This window comes from Rhodovulum sp. FJ3, from assembly GCF_032918305.1.
Lineage (GTDB): Bacteria > Pseudomonadota > Alphaproteobacteria > Rhodobacterales > Rhodobacteraceae > SAT37.
Window position 1 is genome coordinate 1 of record NZ_JAWJUU010000007.1, and the last position, 19,681, is coordinate 19,681.

The following is a 19,681-nucleotide window of genomic DNA, read 5'->3' on the forward strand; positions in this document are numbered from 1 at the left end:
CGAGGTTGGCATTGTCGAGATCGTTCAATTCCGCTTGGCAGACGGCGTGGACCGAGATCAATTCATTGCGGAAGCGGCGAACACCATGCCAACACTCTGCGCCATGGATGGCTTTATCGGGCGGGTTTTGTCTGAGGGCGAAGATGGGTCATGGACTGATCATGTGAGATGGACAGATACTGAAGCAGCGCAAGCTGCCATGGCCGCGTCGATGGAGAATGAGGCCTTGCTTCCCTTCATCATGTCCGTCGATCCTGAAACGATGACTTTGACCTATCAGGTACCGGTTGTGCTAGAATAAGGCATGAGACGCACGGNCTTGCTTCCCTTCATCATGTCCGTCGATCCTGAAACGATGACTTTGACCTATCAGGTACCGGTTGTGCTAGAATAAGGCATGAGACGCACGGACCGACTGTTTGATATCATTCAGGTTTTTCGCGATGGAAAGCTCCATAAAGGCGAAGAACTGGCGCAGCGTATGGAGGTCTCTCTCAGGACCATCTACCGCGACATTGACACGCTTGTGGCATCCGGCGTCCCCATTACGGGCGAACGCGGCGTGGGATATCTGATGCAAGGTCCGGTGTTTCTGCCACCGCTCAACATCACTCAGGGCGAGCTTGAGGTTCTTGAACTCGGGCTCGCCCTGGTTCAGGCGTCCTTCGGGCAGGTCACATCAGCGGATGCCAAGACCTTAGGCGACAAAGTGCGTGCCGTGCTGCCGCGTCCTGAAATGCTCGACCCGCATCGTGGGTGCATCGGTGTCTACCACACCAAATTCTCTGATGCCGAGCGCGATACGCTTGAGGTCGTCAGGCGAGGAATTCTGTCCCGGACGAAGGTGCGGTTTGACTATCTGTCGCTGCGTCAGGAGCGGTCCACGCGCTCTGTTCGACCTTTGGAAGTTCAAGTTTGGGAAAGCGTTTTGACCCTCACGGCATGGTGCGAAGACCGTCAGGATTTTCGGACCTTTCGACTGGATCGCATGGACGAAGTGCATCTCACGGAAGACGGGTTCCGTCTTGAGCGCGGAAAAACCATCCAGGACTATTTGAAAAGGATTGAAGAGAATGGGCGCTAATCCCACACCCGACAGCATCATTGAGCATCTGCTGGACCGGTTTGAGGGCACGCGCGTTGTCGAAGCCTGGGGAGAACGGTCGATTTTTTACAACCCCGGCCTCATGCTGCCGCGCGGGGTCTATTTTGCAACCGTCAAGGAAAAGGACGGAGAGAACGACAAGGCCTCTCACCTGGACCGCGCGGGCGTGTTTCGCCTAAACGTTGGGACAACGAAGTCGCTGTTTCTGGAACGGTTCGGTCCGCCCCCTTCACGCCCCGGTAAGGGCGGGGTGGTCGATGGTCCGTGGGACTTCACCGCCGCCGACACGCTCACGCCGCATCCTGTCTATGGCTGGATGAGCTGGGTCGCCGTTTTGAACCCGTCAAACGAGACTTTAAGCATTATGAACGAGATCGTAGAGGCGGCGTTCGGGAAAGCTAAGGCATCCTTTGAGAAGAAAGTGCGATAGTGCAGCCCGGCGAAGCTGCCGTTGACGCCATCAAGATCAACAGCCGCTTCGTCCCGCGTCTGTTGTGTCTGACTTGGCTGCAGCGAAGGTACGGTCTCGGTTCCTGTCAAAACCATGCCCGCGAATGACCGGTCTGACGACAGTTGCTGCAAAGCCGAGTATCGCCTGCCGCGAGTGCAAACGAATGCTTCGTCAGCACCATACCCAATCATCAATGTCGGGAAAGTCCGCTCTGCCGACTTTCGTCCTCCGAAGATGCTGCACCATGGACGAATGGCCGGTGTTCGCGCAGCATCGGCATGGTGGCTGGACGGTGGCTCTGGGCCGTGAGCATTAGTCGGTGCGCGAGCTATCAAGCAAAATGCTGCAAGGCGGAGAATGGCCGCCACGAGCCCTTATTGACCACTGATAAATGCGTGAGGCATATTCAATCGCGTCATATTTTCGATCTGATCCAAAAGGATGAAGCCGCTGAAAAATAACTTCCATAAAGCTGGCGACCTTGAGTTTCAGATGCTTTATCCGCCTGAGGGGTGTACCTCCATCCTTGAAGTGTCCGACCGTGGCTTTGGACCGTTTCTGCACGTATCGCTTAGAAAAGACGGTGATTTAACCTACGAGTTCTTTGCCGAAACGGCGCTTTCCATTTCGGAAAAACAAATGAAGGATATTGAAGAGATGGCTCGGAAAAAATTGTCCTGGACGGATTTGTCTGCAATTGGCTGGAAACGCTTTGACGAGAGCTAGTTTGCTGTGCCCGTCTTGATCGAATGGCAGCTCAGTCCGTATAGCTGACCTCGGGCGTATCAGATTGCTGCGCTCCTTCGGCAATGTCGGCTTTCGGGAAGCTGCATCGCAGCGTCGATAGCAACGGCCGATGTCCGCAAAGGGCCGACCACGTCTGGCGTACGGCTTCAGTCCAGATCGACGCCGCCCAAGCGCGGCGCATGTACATGCGTTCGGATTAGGAACGCAGCGGCAGCACCCCCAATGGCGCCGAAGAGATGCGCCTCCCACGAGACGCCGTGTTGGCCCGGAAGAACGCCCCAGAGGATGGAGCCATAGAGGACACCGACCACCAGTGCCGCGCCCAGCGTGATCAGTGAGCGATCCACCAAGCCACGCGTCACGAGGAAGCCGAACCAGCCGAAGATCAGCCCTGACGCGCCAATATGGATGGCCGAGCTGCCGAACAGCCAGACGAGACCGCCGCCGAGGCCGATCGCCAAGGCGTTCACCGGCACCAAGGCTCGCGTGGTCGTTGCCACCAGCAGCCCACCCATCACTAGGAGCGGCGGCGTATTCGCCATAAGGTGCGCGAAGCTTCCATGCAGGAGGGGCATGGTGATAACACCATCCAATCCGCTAACGTGCCGAGGGATCAGGCCGAAGGCCGGGTTCAAGCCGTAACCAATAATCCAATTGACGACCTGAACCGCCCAGAGCAGCGCGACAAAAGCGGCAAGCGTTGCGGCGCGCCGCAAGAAAGCGCGCATGTGATCCCGGTTCATCATGTTGGCGACAGTAGACGTCACCACAGCGCCTTCAACGGCTTTCGAGCGCTGCACAGGGTGCCACCTTTGGGAAAGGGGGTTCGCGGCGGCTTACTTGGTCACAGCCCAAGCTAAGATAATGGCTTCGATCTTACACGGTGTTCCCCGGCCGCAGGGGCATGGTTTCACGCTCTGGGCGCTTCAGGGCTTCGGCGTATTTGCGGGCATTGTCGTCAATCGTGCCGTGCCAAAGTTTGGCGACGAATGCGCGGGCGTCTTGGACTGTCATGTCTTTCAGCGAAGAGGACAGCGCCATGAAGAGCTCTTCCTCGCTGATCGCAGCGGCGTGGTGCATGGCGTCCGCGTAAAATGATGGATCGTTCAGAACCTGCTCGCTCAGGGGCATCCGCGCGAGGTTCTCTACCGGGATCGCCATGAAGATCGTGTCTTGCAGGTCGGTCAGATAGGCGCGGCGTGATGTAGACAACGGTCGCCCCGCAACCTTGGCCTCCAGATATGCGTGCCTGGTCTTGTCGAATTTCGACTTGGCAAATGACATGATGACATCGCGCTTTCGGGCGGGTAGCGCAAATCCGGTACAGCGCTCGATGTGGGCGAGGAGATCTTCAACCTCTGCCTCAACATCAAAGCTCTCGAACCATGGAACCGTCCCTGATCTAGCCGCCACGCACCCGCCCTCAATATTGCGTTAATATATTATTGTATAGCATTTGCACCTGATCGCAAGCAGGTGGCGTCCTTCACGCAAACGGACATGGAAAAAGGGGAACCGTGGACCCACGGCTCCCCTTTCGGTTCAGATCGTCTCACCTCGCGCGTTGATCACGCGACCAGCGACAGCCCCGCGACGGTGTCCTGCGGCTGCTCAACGCTATCGATGAACGGGATGATCGAGAAGGTCTGCCCGCCGCGCTGCTCTTCGTTCTGCACAGCGTTGACGCGCAGGTCGCCATCGGGCGTGTTGATCAGCAGCGACAGGTAGTCATTACCCGTGCGGCTGCTCTTGGCCATCCACGCCGAGCCAACGCGGATCGGCGTGCCCCGGGGCGAGCTGAGCTCGATCCGGTAGTCGGGGTGGGTTTCCTCGTTCTTGTAGCTGTTCTCGATCAGCATGAACTCCAGATCGAACATCATGTTGGCGATGTAGCCGGTGAAGGCGTTGTCAGCGTCCATGGCGGTGAGCTCGCCCGAGATCGAGCCGGATTTCATCAGGCCGTTCGAGACCAGCGGGATGATCTCGAATTCGCCGCTCTGGGCCGCGCGCGCCTCTTTCGTTTGCACCGCATTGACCCGGAACGGGCCCAGGCCGACATCGATCTGCATCGAGATGTAGGGATTGCCGCTGGTATTGCCGGTCTCGTTCCAGGCCGTGCCGATGCGGACCTTGCGGCCCGATTTGTTGACTGCTGTCACGTCGTAATCCGGACTGCGCGCGGACATCTTGGCCCGTGCCTCAAGCTGGATGGCGATGTCAAAGCGTGACGAGTGGATCATGCCGGTGTACTCGGCGGCTGCGGTTTCGGCATTGCGGGTGAGGTTTCCTGCGAACATGGGATAGTTCCTTCTTGGATTGGCCAGTGCCTGGCGTTCTTGCCAGCGCATCCGGGATTGCTTTCTCGACCCCTCCTAGGGTCACAAATCAGAAAGCTTGCTTTCCCTTTATGCCCCGCCCATGGGTCAGAGCTGCCGTCCAAGTGGATGTGCCCCCACACCTCCGGGTGCCACGCCCCTCCCCTGCCCGTCTGGTCTTGATTGGCTGCCCGGATTTTCTGCGCCGTCCTCCGATCGCGCGATGAAGAACTCCGCCTCTTTGCCGTTCAACCGTTTCCCTTCCCGGTCGGTCAGACCGATGCAGCTCCCGTTCGGCAGATAGGTGATCAGGTACTGACCCAGCCGGTCCTTGTGGACAACGTAGCCGGTATTGACCCAATGCACGGTCTGCCCGGCATCGACGGCGGCCTTGATTTCATCGAGTGTCATGCGATCCTCCAGAAAAAAATTCTACGAAATGGACGCCATGAACGACAATGATTTCATTCCCACGTTTACACACGCGACAGAACGCGATGTGGATCTGCTGCTTGTCGAGGAACTGTACTCCTCAATAGACTTCGTGCACTGGATGGCGATGAACGCGGGACTGACCAAGCCTATCTGGCAATGGGAAGTCAAACACAGTAAGCGACGAACTCGTTCACGACGCGAGATCGATATCTTCATCGAAATCCTCAATTCAGATCAAACACGTTCTGCTTTATTGATCGAAAACAAGATTGACGCTTCCGAGCAGCCAGATCAGGCCGAAAGCTACCGTGATGAACTCGGAGTCCTTGCACCGAACTATCAAACAACTGCGATGATAATCGTATGCCCGGAAGAGTATCGGGACAGGTATCTTGAATTTACTTCAAAATTTGATGTTTGCTTGACTTATCAATCCATTCGGAACTGGTTTATCCAAGCAGAATCGGAAGCAGGGAATGAGGCTACCCTGAGATATCGGCTAAGAGCCGAGTTGTTTGATCAGGCCATTCACAAACATCGACGGGGATATACTTCGATACCTGACAGCGTGGTGGGTGATTTCAACGCGAAGTATGTCAAGATGCTGGCTGAGCTTGCACCGCAGATCATCCCTGGAAACAGCATGTTGAAGCCTGCAAATCCACGTGAAAGCACGTCCATGATTTTCGATCAGAAGAAAACACTGCGTGGTTTGCAGGAGGATATTCGCCCAAGCCGATTTGCCCATGAACTCGGGCGAGGGTCGGATCGCCGGGCAAATTATGTCGCCGTAACTTTTGCGGGTTGGGGTGCCGCGCTGCCTGCTATTCGCGACGTACTAGAGGCGGATACCGCGGGACTAGAAGTGGAATTTACTTCGAAAAAACCAAACAAGTCTCGACCAAATCCCGGTTTGGTTATGTCGCTGCCAACAGCGCCAGTCGACAACCAAGGAAGCTTTTCCGAACAGCAAGACCTCTTGGCCGATGGGATTGAGCGGGCAGTGTTTTTGCGGGATTGGCTGCTAGAAAATCGTCATGTGCTCGTAGGGTGGAAATCCGAAGTCGACAAATTTTTGAGGTCGTTTTGAGACGAACGCCAAATCTGTCATTCGCGTTTCTATGGTCATGGGTCTGTCCTCTTATCTGTAGTTGGGGAGCCGGGCGTGGCAGTGGCCTGCCCGCGCCCAGAACGCGCGGACCGGCCAAGTCCCGATCCACGCCGCCCGACCCGAAACCCCCTTTAACTTTTCAGGCGGCTTGTTCTGCCGCCTTGCTGGTTCCCTGCCCAACAATCCGGGAGAGGATGCCCACTGTGTCGATCCCGTCTCCATGCGGCAGGAACACCCGCAGCTGGAAGGCGATGATCTCCGTGAAACACCCCATTGCCTTCAGACCGTCGATCATGCCCTTGTCCGCGCCACTCAGCTCGAGGCGCATCTCACCTGCGACCCGGCGACGGGTCAGGGTGAGACCCCGGCCCAGATCTACCGGTGCGGTGGTGCCGAGGGCGGCGATCAGCATCTCCTGCGGTGTTTCCGGGTTGGAGACGAGGAAGCGGGCGCGCAGCGCGGCCGCCCCTTCCTCGCTCAGCGTGCGCCCGATCATGGCCGTCGCCCCGTCAGGCGTGACCCTGTAGATGCGTTCATTCGTGGTCGGAATGTCCTTCCAGATCGGCAACAGCAGCCCGGTCAGCAGGTAGAGCTTGGTCGTGGTGGTTTTCGGCAGGGACGCAGCCTCGGCATCCCAAAGCCGTGCAAAATCGGGCTTGACGATCTCTTCCCAGGCCGAGGACGCGAACCGCGTCTCCTCCAGATAGTTCGACCCGTTGGGCCGCACTGCCTTGCGCATCAGCGTGACAATGTCCTCGTCATACATTTGCATGGGCCGTGCCGAGATCAGCGCCGCTCGCCCGGAGGCGCGATTGATCATCGGCTGTTTGTCGGGATTGCGCGAGAGGGCGTCATCTGCCGACAGTACATGGACCGGGTCGGTGACCTCGAGCCCGATGATCCGCGTGACCGCACCGGATTTCGGGCAGGTCCAAAGATCCTCGGTGGAGACCTGTTCGATCTTTTCGCCGCGCAGGGTTTCCACGCCGAGATCGAGCGTGCCCGCCGCGCGCGCCCGCTCGGTCTGATCAGCGATCCGGCGCATGAACTCGGCAAAGAGCGCGTTCTGCATGTGGATGGGCAGCGCCAGCACCCGGTTCAGAAACCGCTGGATCGGCGGCAGCTCCTCAAGCAGCACCCCGTCCTTGTCGATCAGCCGCAAGGCTGTCCAATCGGTGAAGCTCTCGTAGCTCATTGCCTCGGCGCGCCCTGCGGCAAGATCGCCGAAATACCCACGCAGGGCCGCCCGCGCGATCGGGCTTTCGAGATTGTCCTCCTCCCGGAACATGCCCTGCGAGCCGGTCTCGCGCTGACCCTTGGTCAGGGCCCCCAGCTGATCGAGGCGCTTGGCAATCGTCGAGGTGAAACGCTTTTCGCCATGCACGTCCGATGTGCAGACCCGGAAGAAGGGCGCGCTGACCTGGGCCGAGCGATGCGTGCGGCCCAGCCCCTGGATGGCCGCGTCCGCGCGCCAGCCGGGCTCCAGCAGGTAGTGTCGCCGCCGCTTCTGGTTCTTCGCCGTTTGCGCCGCATGGTAGGACCGGCCCGTGCCGCCTGCATCGGAGAAGATCAGGATATTCTTCTCGCCGTCCATGAAGGCTTGGGTCTCGGAGGAATTGCTGCTGGCGCTGCGCTTCTCGATGAAGAGATGGCCATCCGCGGCTTTGAGGGGCCGGATGGACCGACCCGTGACTTCAGCGACGGCGTCGTCGCCAAAAGCCCAGAGGATCTGGTCAAGCGCAGACGGGATCGGGGCCAGCGTCATCAACTCCATCATGGCCGCATCGCGCAGGGCGAGCGCCTCGCGCGAGACAACGAGCGCGCCGGTCTCGTCCCTGAGCGGCTCGGCCACCATATTGCCGTCGATCTCGACCAGCTTTTGCGCGTGGATCGGGAAGGCCTGTTCGAGGTAGCCCAGAACATAGTCGCGCGGCGTCAAGGCCCCCTCGACGAGCTCATCGTCGGACTCCATCGTCTCAAGCCGGCGTTTCAGCAAGCTCTCGCCTGTCGAGACCACTTGGATGACGCAGGCGTTGCCCGCCGCGAGGTCATCTTCGATGGCGCGGATGATGGTCGGGGCCTTCATGCCCATCAGGAGATGGTTGAAGAAGCGCTGCTTGGTGCTTTCAAACCGGGACTTGGCCGACGCGCGGGCGGCCGACGCATTGGTCTCCCCCGAGGCATCGTTGACGCCAGTCGCAGTCAATGCCGCTTCCAGATTGTGGTGGATCGTCCGAAACGCGCCTGCATAGGCGTCGTAGATCTCGATCTGGGCCGGGGTGAGCGCGTGTTCGAGCACGTCATACTCCACACCATCGAAGCTGAGGGCGCGCGCCGTGTAGAGCCCGAGCGTCTTGAGATCACGCGCGACCACTTCCATGGCGGCGACACCGCCCGCCTCCATTGCCGAGACAAAGCTCTCGCGGCTCGGGAAAGGGTATTCGGGGCCTTGCCCCCAGAGACCAAGACGCGCTGCATAGGCGAGATTGTGCACGCTCGTGGCACCCGTGGCCGAGATGTAGAAGACGCGTGCGCGGGGTGCTGCCAGTTGCAGCCGCAGGCCCGCAAGGCCCTGCTGGGAGGGTTTGGCCCCCCTGCCCTGCTCGGATCCGGCGGCGTTCTGCATGGCGTGGGCCTCGTCGAAAGCCAGCACGCCCTCGAAGTTGTCGCCCATCCAGGCAAGGATCTGGCTCAGTCGCGTGGTGCCGCATTTGCCCGCCGAGCGCAGCGTGGCGTAGGTCACGAACAGGATACCATCGCCCATCGGGATGGGCTGGTCCGGTTTCCATTTGGAGAGCGGCTGGATGTCGGCGGGCGAGCCTCCAAGATCGGTCCAGTCGCGGATCGCGTCCTCGATGAGCGTGGCGGATTTGGAGACCCAGATCGCCTTGCGGCACCCGGCAAGCCAGTTCACGAGGATGAGCCCCGCGCATTCGCGCCCCTTGCCGCAGCCGGTGCCGTCGCCGAGGAAATAGCCGAGGCGATAGGCCTGTGCGTCTGGATCATCATCGGCGCGCGTCAGTTTGGTTTGGTCCTCGTCGATGGTGAAGCGCCCCGGGAGGTCACGCCCGTGGGCATCATTGGCCATGATGATGGTCTCGAGTTGCGCCTCGGAGAGATGTCCCTCCTCGATCAGCTTGGCGGGCAGGCGCAATTCCGCACTAGCCCGGCCTGAGGGCACGGGCGGCGCGACCGACGCCATGGCGATGCTTTCGACCAAGGGCGTGGGATGTTCCTGCGCGCCCGCGATTTCGATCCGCTGTGGGCTGTAGCGCGCATAGATGTCCGAGACGGGCGTGTTGTCGCGCGGGACATCGAAGCTTGTGAAGCTGAGCGGGATGGCAGCATTGGCGCGGGGTTTGGAGGCGGCGACTGTGGCAACTGGGCGCTTGCGCGTGACAGGTACTGGACCGACCGATCGCGCATGAGGGTTTGTCGCAGCCCGTTGGGCGGGGCGCGCCTCGGGCCGGGTTGCGGCCACGGCGTCGATAAAAGGAAGGGCTTCATCCAAGTCCCTGACGCTGGCGCGGATCATCTCGCCGTCCTCCTGCACCTTGTCGAAGACCATGAGCTGGGTTTCCACAGAGGTGCCGAGCTTGCGGTAAATCTGTCCCAGCATCGTGAGGGCCAAGCGCGGCTTCAGGAGACCGCAAGCGCGGGACCAATGCGCGGCATCGCGTTCGGGCGTGAATCCCGGCGGCATGATCGCCACCAGCCGCCCACCGTGTGCCAGGCGCTTTGCAGCCGCAATGAGATGTTTCGCGGCGATGTGCTTGTCCCGGGAGCGATCGACCGAGGAGGCGAAGGGCGGGTTCATCACCACGACGTCGGGCAGAACCGGCGTCTGCAGCAAATCATCGATATGCTCGCCGTCATGGCCTGTCACCTCGCCACCAAAGACCGCGCGCAAAAGGCTCTTGCGAAAGGGGTCGATCTCGTTGAGCAAAAGCGTGGCACCGGCCCGGGCGGCGAAAGCGGCCAGGGCACCGGTGCCAGCCGAGGGCTCCAGCACGGTCTCGCCCTTGCGAATGGCTGCCGCCCGCACGGCCATTGTCGCGAAAGGCAACGGCGTGGAAAACTGCTGCAGCCGGATCTGCTGCTCTGACCGTCGCGTTTCCGTCAGCAGCCGCGAGGCAAGCAGCTTTGCAGCGGCGATGTCACCTGCCGCGTCGGCCTCCCGCAGCAGCTCCTGGATGGCCGCGGCTTGCATCAGGTCATAGGCCAAGCGCCAGTCCCAGGCGCCGCCAGCATCGCTGCCATGAAACGTCTCACGCATGATGCGCGCAAGCGCCGAGCTGCGCAGGGGTTGATGGTCGATCTCCGCGCCGATTTGCGCGAGGGCAGAGGTGAGGTTAGCGTCGGAGATTGAAAGAGTCGGGTTCGCCGGTTTGGGCTTGGTCATGGGGATTTTCCTTTGGATCAGGGTCTGAGTTCCAAAGGAGAAAAGGCCCACTTTCGCTTTTCGGGGGGGAGCTATCAGCCCGCGCTGACCTTCAAGGCTTGGTCAGGGCTTGGATTGGCCCTGGCGCTTCGTATCAATCAAAGCCTGCGCGGCCTGCATTACCTGAACCTGAGAAGTTCCAGCGCGTGCATCCTCAAGCGCGGCCTGTACCTGCGCGCAAAACCAGGCGTCATACGAATTCGCATCAGCGACCACGGAAATTCTCCTCGAGACCGAGGTGTGGCTGTTCCTTACCCGTTGGGTCCATTGCGCTTTCTCCGACTATGCGATGGGTCGATGCTACATCACCCACAGTGGTGCCGTAAACGGCAAGGCCGTAAGGTTCACAGCTAACCGAGCCATTCACCGATCAGGTACCGCGTCCAGGGACGCCTCGAACCGCTTGTACGCCGCCGCAGCTTCTTTCAAGAGCGCGTCAAAATTGTCCGGTGGATTGCCATCTTCCAGCATCCCTTTGAAGGTCGCATAGGCATCCGTCTTGCTGCCATAGGCGCGCAGAGTCTTGTCGTCGTTCACCCAAGCCACCACGATGACCTTCGCATCGCTGTTGAACCGGTAGAACAACCGATACTGCTGGAAGAATTTCGCCCGGAACCAGTGCTTGCGGTGATCACCGAATGTGCCGCCTTGCCGGAAGGCTGCGGCACTCGGATCTGCCGGTATGGCCTCGGTGACCAGCTTGAAGATGGCGGCCAGCCGTTTCGTCGGGTTTTTCTTGCGCCAGGTCTTTGGATCGCGCGCCTTACGCGCTTCAACTTCCTCGATCAGCCCTTCGAGCTGGTCCGGAAAGAGCGGATGCGCGTAAATTGACCATCCGTTTACGACAAGAGGCGCGTGGGCGGGCACGCTATCGCCGGTCATTCATCCTCGGGCGATAGCGGCGCATCGAGATCGACCTCAACGTCTCCGACCAGTGCTGCAAGACGATCATGCAAAGCCCCATCGAACGCCCGAATGCGATCCGGATGCGCCTTGATATCGGCCTCGACAAAATCGAGAAAGGCGCCGAGCGCGGGGTCATCCTCGTCGATGCGCACGGGCTCGATATAGACCCTGCCACTCGACTCGGTACAGTAGCGAATCTGGTCGCCCTTACCCAACTTTAGCTGTTTGCGCACACCAGCCGGCACGGTCGTCTGATACCGGTCCGTGAGTTTCGAGACATCTTGTGCGAGCGCTGTCATGGCAGTCTCCTAAAAGAATGGGGATCTTTGCTGCCTGCGATAGGTAATGCATTTGCATTACATTATCAAGACAAGCCGCAAGATCTGCTGTCGTCGACCGGCCAATCAAACGGTTCTTCGGAGTCGGGCTCGAAAACTGAAAAACCCGCCGCAATGCGACGGGCTTTTGCTTTCTTTGTGCGATGAGGGGAGGCATAGTGCCCGCAGTCTCAATGCTCATGACTTATATGGCACCGAAAGTCTTTACTGTCAATGTATCCACCGTTCACGGCTGATGAAGAACACCACCTTCCGAACGTCCTATCCGCACCTAGGTTTGCGACCTATTTGCGCGAAACCGGCAATGATAGGACGCGAGCTCTCCACCTATACCACTGGAATCTTCAAGTATCAGCCGCGTTCATGGTTCCACTCCATGTTTTGGAAGTTGCGCTGCGAAATGCGATCGTGGAAGCAATCGAAGCTGTCCATGGAGGAACATGGCCTTGGACACAAGGCTTCATCCGTTCGTTACCGAACCCGCGCGGTCCGGCATACAGCCCCAAACGAGACCTCGAAGGTTGCGCAGCACAGCAACCCACTGCCGGAAAGGTCGTCGCCGAACTGAAGTTCGTGTTTTGGGAGAAGATGCTGACAAACAGGCACCAAGGCAGACTGTGGGACGATCATTTCTACGCAGTGTTTCCGGACGCGCCTCGTGGTGTCGCTGCCAGCCAGCGCCGATCAGAATTAAGGTCTGACATTGAAGCCGTGAGGAGGCTTCGCAACAGAATCGCACACCATGAGCCTGTTTTTCCGCGCGCCCTTCAGGATGATTTTGATCGGATCATCCGCTGCATAAGATGGCGCAACGAAACAACCAGCAACTGGGTGCTGGAAATCGCGACAGTGCGCGCGCTCCTCGCAGTGCGCCCCTAAGCGTCCCGCCCCGCTAGGAATTCCGCCAGCACAGGACTGGCCGCGCCCTTTGCGGAACTGAGCAGCTCCGAACCCGCAAGTGAGGTCTTCGAGAGGCGTACGAGCCCACCGGTTTTCTCGATGCGGTAGCAACGCCGTTTTTGCCGCCCGCGCCTGTAATGGGTCGCGGTGACAATCTGGCAAGTGCTGCCATCGGTGAGCGTCACCGGTTTTGCGAGCTTGATCTTGTCGCCTTCCGCGTAGTTCGGGATCGACGCCCATTCCCGGCAGCGCTGGCGCCAGTCCTGGGCGTAGCTGTCCGGGTCTTTCAGGTCGGAGAGGAGATCGATCAGCCCAAGGGGCGCGCGCGACGCGTTCGGGCCAGCGCTTTCCTCCATATCCTTGTAGCCCCAACACCCATCGTCGTAAGCGGTGAGGAAGACGGCGGCGAAAGTGATCGAGCCATCCGTGTCGGTGACATAGGTCGCGTCCTCGACTGGCGAGCCGTCGAGATTGGTGACCCTTGCCGCCGCATACCAGGTGGAGCCGACCTTGCAGGACTTGACCAGTTCGTTTTTGCGCCTTTCGCCTTCGAAGGTACAAAGCCGGGTGATTTCCGCTTTCTCATCCGCGTAGGATTTGACGCGGCGGTCGGTGTAGAACAGCCAACCCATTTCAGAGTCCTTTCTCTCATTGGGGAAATTGTTGTCGCCAATGTCCCGAGAGGGCCGCAGGCCCGGCAGGGTATTGGCGATGCTTGTTTGAGAAAGGGCGCGTTACGCTGCCCTCCGGTCATCGATTTCCATCAGGGCATCGAGCGGCACGCGGTAGGGCTGCATGGCGTCGAAATCCTCGCAATTGCCGCAGTTCTGAACGATCGCGAAGGTGTCGCAGGCATCCTTGAGGATGACCCGGAAGGTGCCGCCGAGGCCCGAGGGCACCTCGTAGGTTCCGCCGATGAGATAGTCCGAAGCCCGACGCACGAAGACCCGGATGCTGTGGCCATCGGTGGCGAGCCGGATGGCACCGTGCCCGCGGTCGATGAGCACCTGCACATCGTCGAGAATGTCGGTGTAGAACTGGCCGGTCAGATCGCGAAACGCCATGCGGCGCTGCGCCATCCAGTTGGTGTCGCGAAACGGGTTCATGCCATCGGCGAAGGCGAAGGAAGGATCGGCCTGTTCGGTCGTGACGATGCGGGTGGTCGTGCCATCGATGCCATTGGAGCGCAGATGCACGCCATTGCCGACGATGAGGATCAGGGCCGGCCTGTCCACGGGCCCGTTCCAGTTGGGCAGGAAGGCCTTGCAAGCGCGCGCATGGGCGATCTGCGCCGAAACTGCGGACGCAGAGAACTTGAGAATAGCCATGGGGATGTCTTTCCGTTGGGTGTGGGAGGGTCGACCCGCGCGGTGTTTGAGCCTGGCGCGGGTCGCGTGATGGCTCAGGCCGCTTGCGCGACCTCGCTGTCAGGCTCGGGGGGTTCCGCAGCGGGCTCCGCCTCATCACAGGCGACACCGGCGGTCTGCATCATAGGGGGGCACCAGGCGGCCACGGCAGCGCGCTGCGCTTCCGTGAGTGTGGCGAAGGGCTCGGCGAAGAGCTTGTCGCAGAAGGCGACGATCTCCTTCTTGCTTGACGAGGCCAACGTTACCGCCTCCTGAGCGAGGCCCAGATCCTCGCCGAGTATCTTCAGGAGCCAGGCCTTCTTGAAGCGGTTGAAGAGCGCCGCGTTCGGCGTCCAATGCGCGCGAATGTCGGGCATGATCTCGATCTCGAACTCATGCATCAGGCTGTCACGCTGCCGGTCCCGCGCGAAACAGGACTGCGTCGTGCTGGCGGTGGCATAGGCGACGAGCTTGGCCTTCTCACCTGCCTCCAGCGCGCGAAACGCCGCGAACTGATCGGCGGGCGAACGGCTGTCATCGAGCCACGACAGGTCCAGCGCATCATGCGCCGCCGCCACCTGTTCGAGCGAGGTCTCGTCGATCTCGTCCATTTTGGCATGGCTGCGGTATTCCTTGCGGGCATCGATCTTGATCGCCTGCGTGACACTCATGCCGCTGGCCAGAACATCACTCACCAGCTTGAAGAGCGTCAGATCGAGCGTAGCCTCGGGATGCAGCGCCATCGCGGCGCCAAGGGCCATGGCCCGCTCGGTCTTGAGATCCTCGGCCAATGAGGCCGGATAGGTGATTTCGCCAGCGTCGGGGGCCTCCTCTCCCGTGGTGTTGGTCGAGGAACTGGGCGCGCCCTTCTCTTTCACGGTGTCCTCCGGGCGGACGAGGCCCACATGGAGCGTGATCTTCCCACCCTGCCACGACGCGATCACCCCAGACCGCGCGAGGTCCTCGGCGCTGTAGGCCTCCTGCAGATCGCGAGCCTCCTCTTCCAGAGCGTCCACGCGCTCGTAAAGGGCATTGTAGGCATCGTCTTCGAGCCCCTCATCCTCCATCTCGAGCTGCAGTTTCTCAAGCTCGGCGGTGATCTCATCGATGCGCTTCTGGGCGGTCTCATCCGGCTCGATCGGGCCGGGATAGACGCGGCCATAGTCGGCCATGGTCGCGTAATCGTAGCGGACCACCGAATCGGCCCAGGCAAAGCCCAGCTTTATGCGGGCCTCCTCGGCGGCGGCCGCGAGCTTCTCGAGCAGGATGGTTTCGACCAGCGCAGCGTCTTCCAGCACCGAATGCTCTTCCAGGAGATCGGCCGCGATCGCTCCGCCGCGGGCCTCGTAGTCTTCACGCACGAAGGTACCGATGTCGTCGCTGACCTGCACCCCGCGCGATTTGAGCGCCTGACGGACGGTGTAGGCCTGCAAGTAGCTGTCTTCCTTGGTGAGCGCCTCGAAGACCTCGCGCTGCACTTCCTGGCTCGGATGCTCAGCAAAGGCCTTCATCGTGTCGAGTGTGATTGTCTTCGCGCGAGCCGCCGCGCGAATGTCGGGATGAATGAGACCGTAGCGCAGGCGGCCTTTCACGGCAGCGACTGTGGTGCCGAAGGTCTTGGCGATCGTCTCGGGGGTCTGGCCATCGACCTCCATCATCCGCGCGAAGGCCTCGAACTCGTCGATCGCGTTCATGGGGGCCTGGGTGACGTTCTCGGCGAGCGACAGGGCCGTGGTGACATCGCAATCCTCTGGCACAAGACGGCAGTCGATCTTGGCCTTCGCCGTGAAGCCTTTCGCGGCCTTGTCCGCGACCAGCTCCTTCAGCGCGGCATGCCGACGGCCACCGGCGAGCACGGCGTATTTGCCGTCAAGCTTCTGGACGAGGAGCGGCTGCAGCAGGCCCAGTACGGCGATGCTGGCCTTAAGATGGACAATGTTCTCGGGGTCGTAGGTTTCCGGGGAGTTGCCCCGCACATTTGCGGGGTGAGCTGTCAGATCGCCAATAGCGACGGAGACGGGTTTAAAACTTGCAGTCATGGGATATCCTTCTCGATGGATTTGGAGCGGCCCACGCATTCAGATGCGCGGTCAATCCCCAAAGGAGGGGATCACCACGACAAAAGGCCCACTTTCCCTTTGAGGGGTCAGCGGGCCTTCATAGTCTCAGATGTCAGGGTGAGGAGTCCCCTGCCCTACCAGTCGCGCGCCAGCATGATGGTCAGCACGCGCATGGTGGTGGCAGGATTGTCCGGGGTCTCAGCCCCATAGCGGAAGTCCGAGTCTGCTTCATAGAGATCGATCTTCCAGAACACGGTCTCTCCCCGGATCTCGACCGCCCCGAAATCGTGCCATCCCTCGGGATCATTCTCAGGCTCGAATGTGGCAAACTCACCGGTCGCCTTCACCGCCTCGGCCATGAAGCCATCGCCGGCCTCCATAAGCGAGCGGGTGACGTGCATGCGGCCCGGGATCGGCTGCGCGGGCGCCACTCCAAGGCACGCGAGCTTGCGAAATGCGTCGTTCTGCGCCGCGATCACACTCGGATCCGGGCAGTCTGTCTGGGGTTGTGCGGTGATGGTCATAGGGCTCTCCTTTGAGAAGTTGAAACACCCTTCCCAAAGCCCGCTTTTTCTTTTCCGCCTGCCCTTGGTTTCAGGAAATTCGGCTGTGGCTATTCAAAAAAGCAGACAACCAGTCCGATCAATGCTTGACCTGTCTACGGCTTCACACCTTAGGACAGCATTTAAGCTGGAAATCAACGCAATCTGACAAGGCAGCAGATGTATCAGATATCGGAATTGGCGGAGAGCGTAGGGCTCTCGCGCGCGACGCTGCTCTACTACGAGAAGCTCGGGCTGCTGAAGGGCAAGCGCCTAGCGAACGGCTATCGCGTCTATTCCGACGCTGACCGGCAGCGCCTACGCCTGATGCAGCAACTCCAGGCGGGCGGGTTGAGCTTGCAAGAATGTCAGGCCTGCCTCGATGGCAAGCTCGACCGCGAGATGCTGGGCCAGCGCCTGGCCGTGCTGGACGCGGAGATCGCAGAGAAGGGCAAGTCGCGGGACCTTCTGGCGGCTTTGCTCGGACAGTCGAGCCTCAAGGACTGGCACGAAGAGGTCGAGCGCGTCGCGCCCGATCTGCACCGCGCTTGGCTCATGTCACAAGGATTTTCCAGCGCGGAGGCGGGGCTGGTCGCGCTGGTCTCCAAGGATATGAACGCGCACGACGCCTACATGGCCGGGTTCATGCAAGTGTTTGCCGACCTCGACTGGTGGGGCCCGGGAACGGCCGAGGCGACACGCCGGGCGCTTTCGCTGGTGCCCTTTGCGCCCGAGACGATCCTCGAGATCGGCTGTGGTCCCGGCATGGCGACGATGACGCTGACTGAGGCGACTGCAGCGCGAATCGCGGCGCGCGGCCTCAATGACCGGATAGAGGTGCAGAACGTCGATATGGCCGCGATTCTAGCCCCCGAGCGTCCCTGGGATGTGATCTGGTCCGAGGGCAGCGCCTATATCCTTAGCGTTGAAAAGGCGCTCACGGACTGGCGGGCGCTCCTGCGCCCCGGCGGCGTCCTCGTGTTCTCCGACATGGTCTGGCGAATCGACAAACCAGACGACGAGGTCCGCGCCTTCTGGGCTGCGGAATACCCCACGATGGCAACGCCCACGACCCGCGTCGCGCAGGCCAGGCGCGCGGGCTACCGCGTCCTCGGACATTTCGACATGGGGCGCGAGGCGATGGACACCTACTACCGCCCGCTCGCCGCGCGGCTTGAGGCCCTGGAGCCGGCTCTCGCGGGGAGCCGTGTCCTCGACGACCTGCGCCGCGAGATCGCCGTGTTCAAGGCCGGACGCGGCCAGTTCGGCTACGAGATGTTCGTGCTGGAGCGGGTCTGACCCCGCCTGGCACCAGAAAGGATCGAGAGATGGACTATTCAACGGATTACACCACCCATGCGGAGGCGATTGCGGACCTCTTTGCGTCGACCTTCACCGCCTCCGAAGGCGCGGAGGAAGGCGCGCTGATCGGCGCCCTCGTACGCCGGCTGATCGCGGAGACGCCCGCCGGGGATCTGCGCGTCGTCACCGCCTGGGAGGACGGCACGCTTCTTGGCGGCATCTTCTTCACGCGCCTCACCTACGCCGGCGATCCGCGCACGGTCTTCATGATGGCGCCCGTGGCGGTCGCCACCGAGCATCAAGGCCAAGGGATCGGGCAGCGTCTGATCGCCCACGGTCTCGACGCGCTCCGGCGGGAAGGCGTGGACATCGCCGTGACCTATGGCGATCCCGCCTTCTACGGCCGCGTGGGGTTCAAGTCCGTCTCGGAGACCGACCTGCCGGCGCCCCAGCCGCTCAACCAGCCGCAGGGCTGGATCGCGCAATCCCTGACCGAGGCTCCGCTGACGCCGCTCGCCGGGCCAGCGCGCTGCGTCGCCGCGTTCGACGACCCCGCGCTCTGGTAGGCCCATGGTCCGCGACTACTCCGACTTCTTGCCCGGTGGCACACCGCAACGGCGAGAGCCCACGGCGCTGGAACTTCTCGGCTGGGGCCCGGCGTTCGCGAGGCAGATCGATGCCGATGCGCTGACCGCGACGCCCCCGGTGCGCGTCGTCGCCGTGCATCGCAGCGGGTTGCAGGTGGCAGGCGACGGCATCGACGAGACGATCCCTCCGGGACTGGACGCCACGGTGGGCGACTGGCTGCTCTACGACCGCGCGCGGCCCCGGTCGAGCCGGGTGCTGGAGCGGAAGAGCCTGATCAAGCGCCGTGCGCCGGGCACGGGCCGCGCGGTGCAGCTGATCGCGGCCAATATCGACACTGTCTTCGTCGTCACCTCCTGCAACGCGGATTTCAACGTGGCGCGGCTGGAGCGCTACGTCGCGCTCGCCTTCGAGGCTGGCATCGAGCCGGTGATCGTCCTGACCAAGGCGGATCTCGCTGACGACACCGAGCCCTATGTCGACGCGGCACGGAAGGTCTCGGACCGGGTGCCGGTGGTGGCGCTGGACGCCCGCGGCGAAGAACCGGCGGAGGTGCTGGCGGACTGGTGCAAACCGGGACGGACGGTCGCCTTCCTAGGCTCCTCCGGCGTCGGCAAGTCCACCCTCACCAACGCGCTTCTCGGCGCGCAGGCCATAGCCACGCAAGGCATCCGCGAGGACGACGCCAGGGGCCGGCACACCACGACCCGGCGCGAACTGCACGCCACGCCCGGCGGCTGCCTCGTACTCGACACGCCGGGCATGCGCGAATTGCAGTTGACCGATGCCGCGACTGGCATCGCTGACGTGTTCGAGGATATCGAGGCGCTGGCTGCAAGCTGCCGGTTCACCGACTGCCAGCATGAGACCGAGCCGGGCTGCGCCGTCCTGGCCGCGATCGACGACGGCAGTCTCGATCCAGCTCGATTCAACCGCTGGCGTAAGCTCCAGGCCGAGGACACCTTCAACTCCGCCAGCCTCGCCGAGCGTCGCGAAAAGGATCGCGCCTTCGGCAAGCTCGTCCGCAGCGCGGTGAAGGTAAAATTGGATCGAAAGCGATAGGTCCGCTCCCTTTCTGGCTGACAGCTGGCTTTTTC

21 protein-coding genes are annotated in these 19,681 nt (G+C 61.3%); 9 read left to right on the forward strand and 12 right to left on the reverse strand.

All coding sequences use genetic code 11. From position 1 onward, the window contains the following. From R1W00_RS15760 to R1W00_RS15775, 4 genes are all read left to right on the forward strand, one after another. A partial coding sequence (locus R1W00_RS15760; protein ID WP_317263730.1) for a hypothetical protein occupies positions 1 to 301 on the forward strand: 301 nt, incomplete at its 5' end. Positions 302 to 397: 96 nt separating this feature from the next. Further along, positions 398 to 1,084, forward strand: a complete 687-nt coding sequence (locus tag R1W00_RS15765) for a YafY family protein (RefSeq protein WP_317263731.1) — start codon at positions 398 to 400, stop codon at positions 1,082 to 1,084. Further along, on the forward strand, positions 1,074 to 1,535 hold the full coding sequence (locus R1W00_RS15770; protein ID WP_317263732.1) for a DUF6194 family protein: 462 nt from the start codon (positions 1,074 to 1,076) through the stop codon (positions 1,533 to 1,535). The genes R1W00_RS15765 and R1W00_RS15770 overlap by 11 nt, the downstream gene beginning before the upstream one ends. A gap of 462 nt (positions 1,536 to 1,997) precedes the next feature. Then, positions 1,998 to 2,282: a hypothetical protein gene (locus R1W00_RS15775; protein ID WP_317263733.1), complete on the forward strand. Its 285-nt coding sequence runs from the start codon at positions 1,998 to 2,000 to the stop codon at positions 2,280 to 2,282. Between the two features lie 167 nt (positions 2,283 to 2,449). Here the strand turns inward: R1W00_RS15775 and R1W00_RS15780 are convergent, their stop codons facing one another. The 4 genes from R1W00_RS15780 to R1W00_RS15795 form a co-directional block, all read right to left on the reverse strand. After that, positions 2,450 to 3,031, reverse strand: a complete 582-nt coding sequence (locus tag R1W00_RS15780) for a rhomboid family intramembrane serine protease (protein ID WP_317263864.1) — start codon at positions 3,029 to 3,031, stop codon at positions 2,450 to 2,452. A 148-nt stretch (positions 3,032 to 3,179) separates the two neighbouring features. Continuing rightward, the gene (locus tag R1W00_RS15785) at positions 3,180 to 3,716 is read right to left on the reverse strand and encodes a hypothetical protein (RefSeq protein ID WP_317263734.1); all 537 of its coding nucleotides are present in this window, start codon (positions 3,714 to 3,716) and stop codon (positions 3,180 to 3,182) included. 155 nt (positions 3,717 to 3,871) lie between these two features. Next, positions 3,872 to 4,600, reverse strand: a complete 729-nt coding sequence (locus R1W00_RS15790) for a DUF736 family protein (protein WP_317263865.1) — start codon at positions 4,598 to 4,600, stop codon at positions 3,872 to 3,874. Between the two features lie 126 nt (positions 4,601 to 4,726). Further along, a complete protein-coding gene (locus tag R1W00_RS15795; protein WP_317263735.1) occupies positions 4,727 to 5,029 on the reverse strand; it encodes a hypothetical protein in 303 nt (100 codons plus the stop codon). Positions 5,030 to 5,066: 37 nt separating this feature from the next. Between R1W00_RS15795 and R1W00_RS15800 the strand changes: the two genes are divergently transcribed. Next, positions 5,067 to 6,143: a PD-(D/E)XK nuclease family protein gene (locus R1W00_RS15800; protein ID WP_317263736.1), complete on the forward strand. Its 1,077-nt coding sequence runs from the start codon at positions 5,067 to 5,069 to the stop codon at positions 6,141 to 6,143. 160 nt (positions 6,144 to 6,303) lie between these two features. Here R1W00_RS15800 and R1W00_RS15805 read toward each other — a convergent pair whose 3' ends face one another. From R1W00_RS15805 to R1W00_RS15815, 4 genes are all read right to left on the reverse strand, one after another. Further along, positions 6,304 to 10,566 carry a strawberry notch-like NTP hydrolase domain-containing protein gene (locus R1W00_RS15805; protein ID WP_317263737.1) on the reverse strand — a complete coding sequence of 1,421 codons (4,263 nt, stop codon included), beginning with the start codon at positions 10,564 to 10,566 and terminating at the stop codon, positions 6,304 to 6,306. Positions 10,567 to 10,668: 102 nt separating this feature from the next. Beyond that, the gene (locus tag R1W00_RS18225; RefSeq protein WP_410901566.1) at positions 10,669 to 10,821 is read right to left on the reverse strand and encodes a StaA; all 153 of its coding nucleotides are present in this window, start codon (positions 10,819 to 10,821) and stop codon (positions 10,669 to 10,671) included. A 147-nt stretch (positions 10,822 to 10,968) separates the two neighbouring features. Beyond that, on the reverse strand, positions 10,969 to 11,487 hold the full coding sequence (locus R1W00_RS15810; protein WP_317263738.1) for a type II toxin-antitoxin system YhaV family toxin: 519 nt from the start codon (positions 11,485 to 11,487) through the stop codon (positions 10,969 to 10,971). Beyond that, positions 11,484 to 11,810 (reverse strand): type II toxin-antitoxin system PrlF family antitoxin, encoded by a 327-nt coding sequence (locus tag R1W00_RS15815; RefSeq protein WP_317263739.1) that lies wholly within the window; start codon positions 11,808 to 11,810, stop codon positions 11,484 to 11,486. The genes R1W00_RS15810 and R1W00_RS15815 overlap by 4 nt, the downstream gene beginning before the upstream one ends. Positions 11,811 to 12,212: 402 nt before the next feature. On the opposite strand from R1W00_RS15815, the gene R1W00_RS15820 reads away from it, so the two are divergent. Further along, a complete protein-coding gene (locus R1W00_RS15820; RefSeq protein ID WP_317263740.1) occupies positions 12,213 to 12,728 on the forward strand; it encodes a hypothetical protein in 516 nt (171 codons plus the stop codon). On the opposite strand, the gene R1W00_RS15825 is transcribed toward R1W00_RS15820, so the two are convergent. The 4 genes from R1W00_RS15825 to R1W00_RS15840 all read right to left on the reverse strand — a co-directional run bounded on the left by R1W00_RS15825 (position 12,725) and on the right by R1W00_RS15840 (position 16,679). Beyond that, positions 12,725 to 13,381 carry a DUF6927 domain-containing protein gene (locus tag R1W00_RS15825; RefSeq protein ID WP_317263741.1) on the reverse strand — a complete coding sequence of 219 codons (657 nt, stop codon included), beginning with the start codon at positions 13,379 to 13,381 and terminating at the stop codon, positions 12,725 to 12,727. The genes R1W00_RS15820 and R1W00_RS15825 overlap by 4 nt on opposite strands. Before the next feature lie 102 nt (positions 13,382 to 13,483). Beyond that, positions 13,484 to 14,077: a regulator gene (locus R1W00_RS15830; RefSeq protein WP_317263742.1), complete on the reverse strand. Its 594-nt coding sequence runs from the start codon at positions 14,075 to 14,077 to the stop codon at positions 13,484 to 13,486. Between the two features lie 74 nt (positions 14,078 to 14,151). After that, the gene (locus tag R1W00_RS15835; protein ID WP_317263743.1) at positions 14,152 to 16,134 is read right to left on the reverse strand and encodes a ParB/RepB/Spo0J family partition protein; all 1,983 of its coding nucleotides are present in this window, start codon (positions 16,132 to 16,134) and stop codon (positions 14,152 to 14,154) included. Between the two features lie 155 nt (positions 16,135 to 16,289). Beyond that, positions 16,290 to 16,679, reverse strand: coding sequence for a DUF3768 domain-containing protein (locus tag R1W00_RS15840; RefSeq protein WP_317263744.1), 390 nt, complete (start codon positions 16,677 to 16,679; stop codon positions 16,290 to 16,292). 198 nt (positions 16,680 to 16,877) lie between these two features. On the opposite strand from R1W00_RS15840, the gene R1W00_RS15845 reads away from it, so the two are divergent. From R1W00_RS15845 to rsgA, 3 genes are read left to right on the forward strand one after another with little or no spacing between them, the layout of a single operon-like run. Next, positions 16,878 to 17,996 carry a MerR family transcriptional regulator gene (locus R1W00_RS15845; protein WP_317263745.1) on the forward strand — a complete coding sequence of 373 codons (1,119 nt, stop codon included), beginning with the start codon at positions 16,878 to 16,880 and terminating at the stop codon, positions 17,994 to 17,996. Between the two features lie 29 nt (positions 17,997 to 18,025). Continuing rightward, positions 18,026 to 18,565, forward strand: coding sequence for an N-acetyltransferase (locus R1W00_RS15850; protein WP_317263746.1), 540 nt, complete (start codon positions 18,026 to 18,028; stop codon positions 18,563 to 18,565). Between the two features lie 4 nt (positions 18,566 to 18,569). Next, on the forward strand, positions 18,570 to 19,646 hold the full coding sequence (gene rsgA / locus R1W00_RS15855; RefSeq protein ID WP_317263747.1) for a ribosome small subunit-dependent GTPase A: 1,077 nt from the start codon (positions 18,570 to 18,572) through the stop codon (positions 19,644 to 19,646). Positions 19,647 to 19,681: the final 35 nt, after the last annotated feature.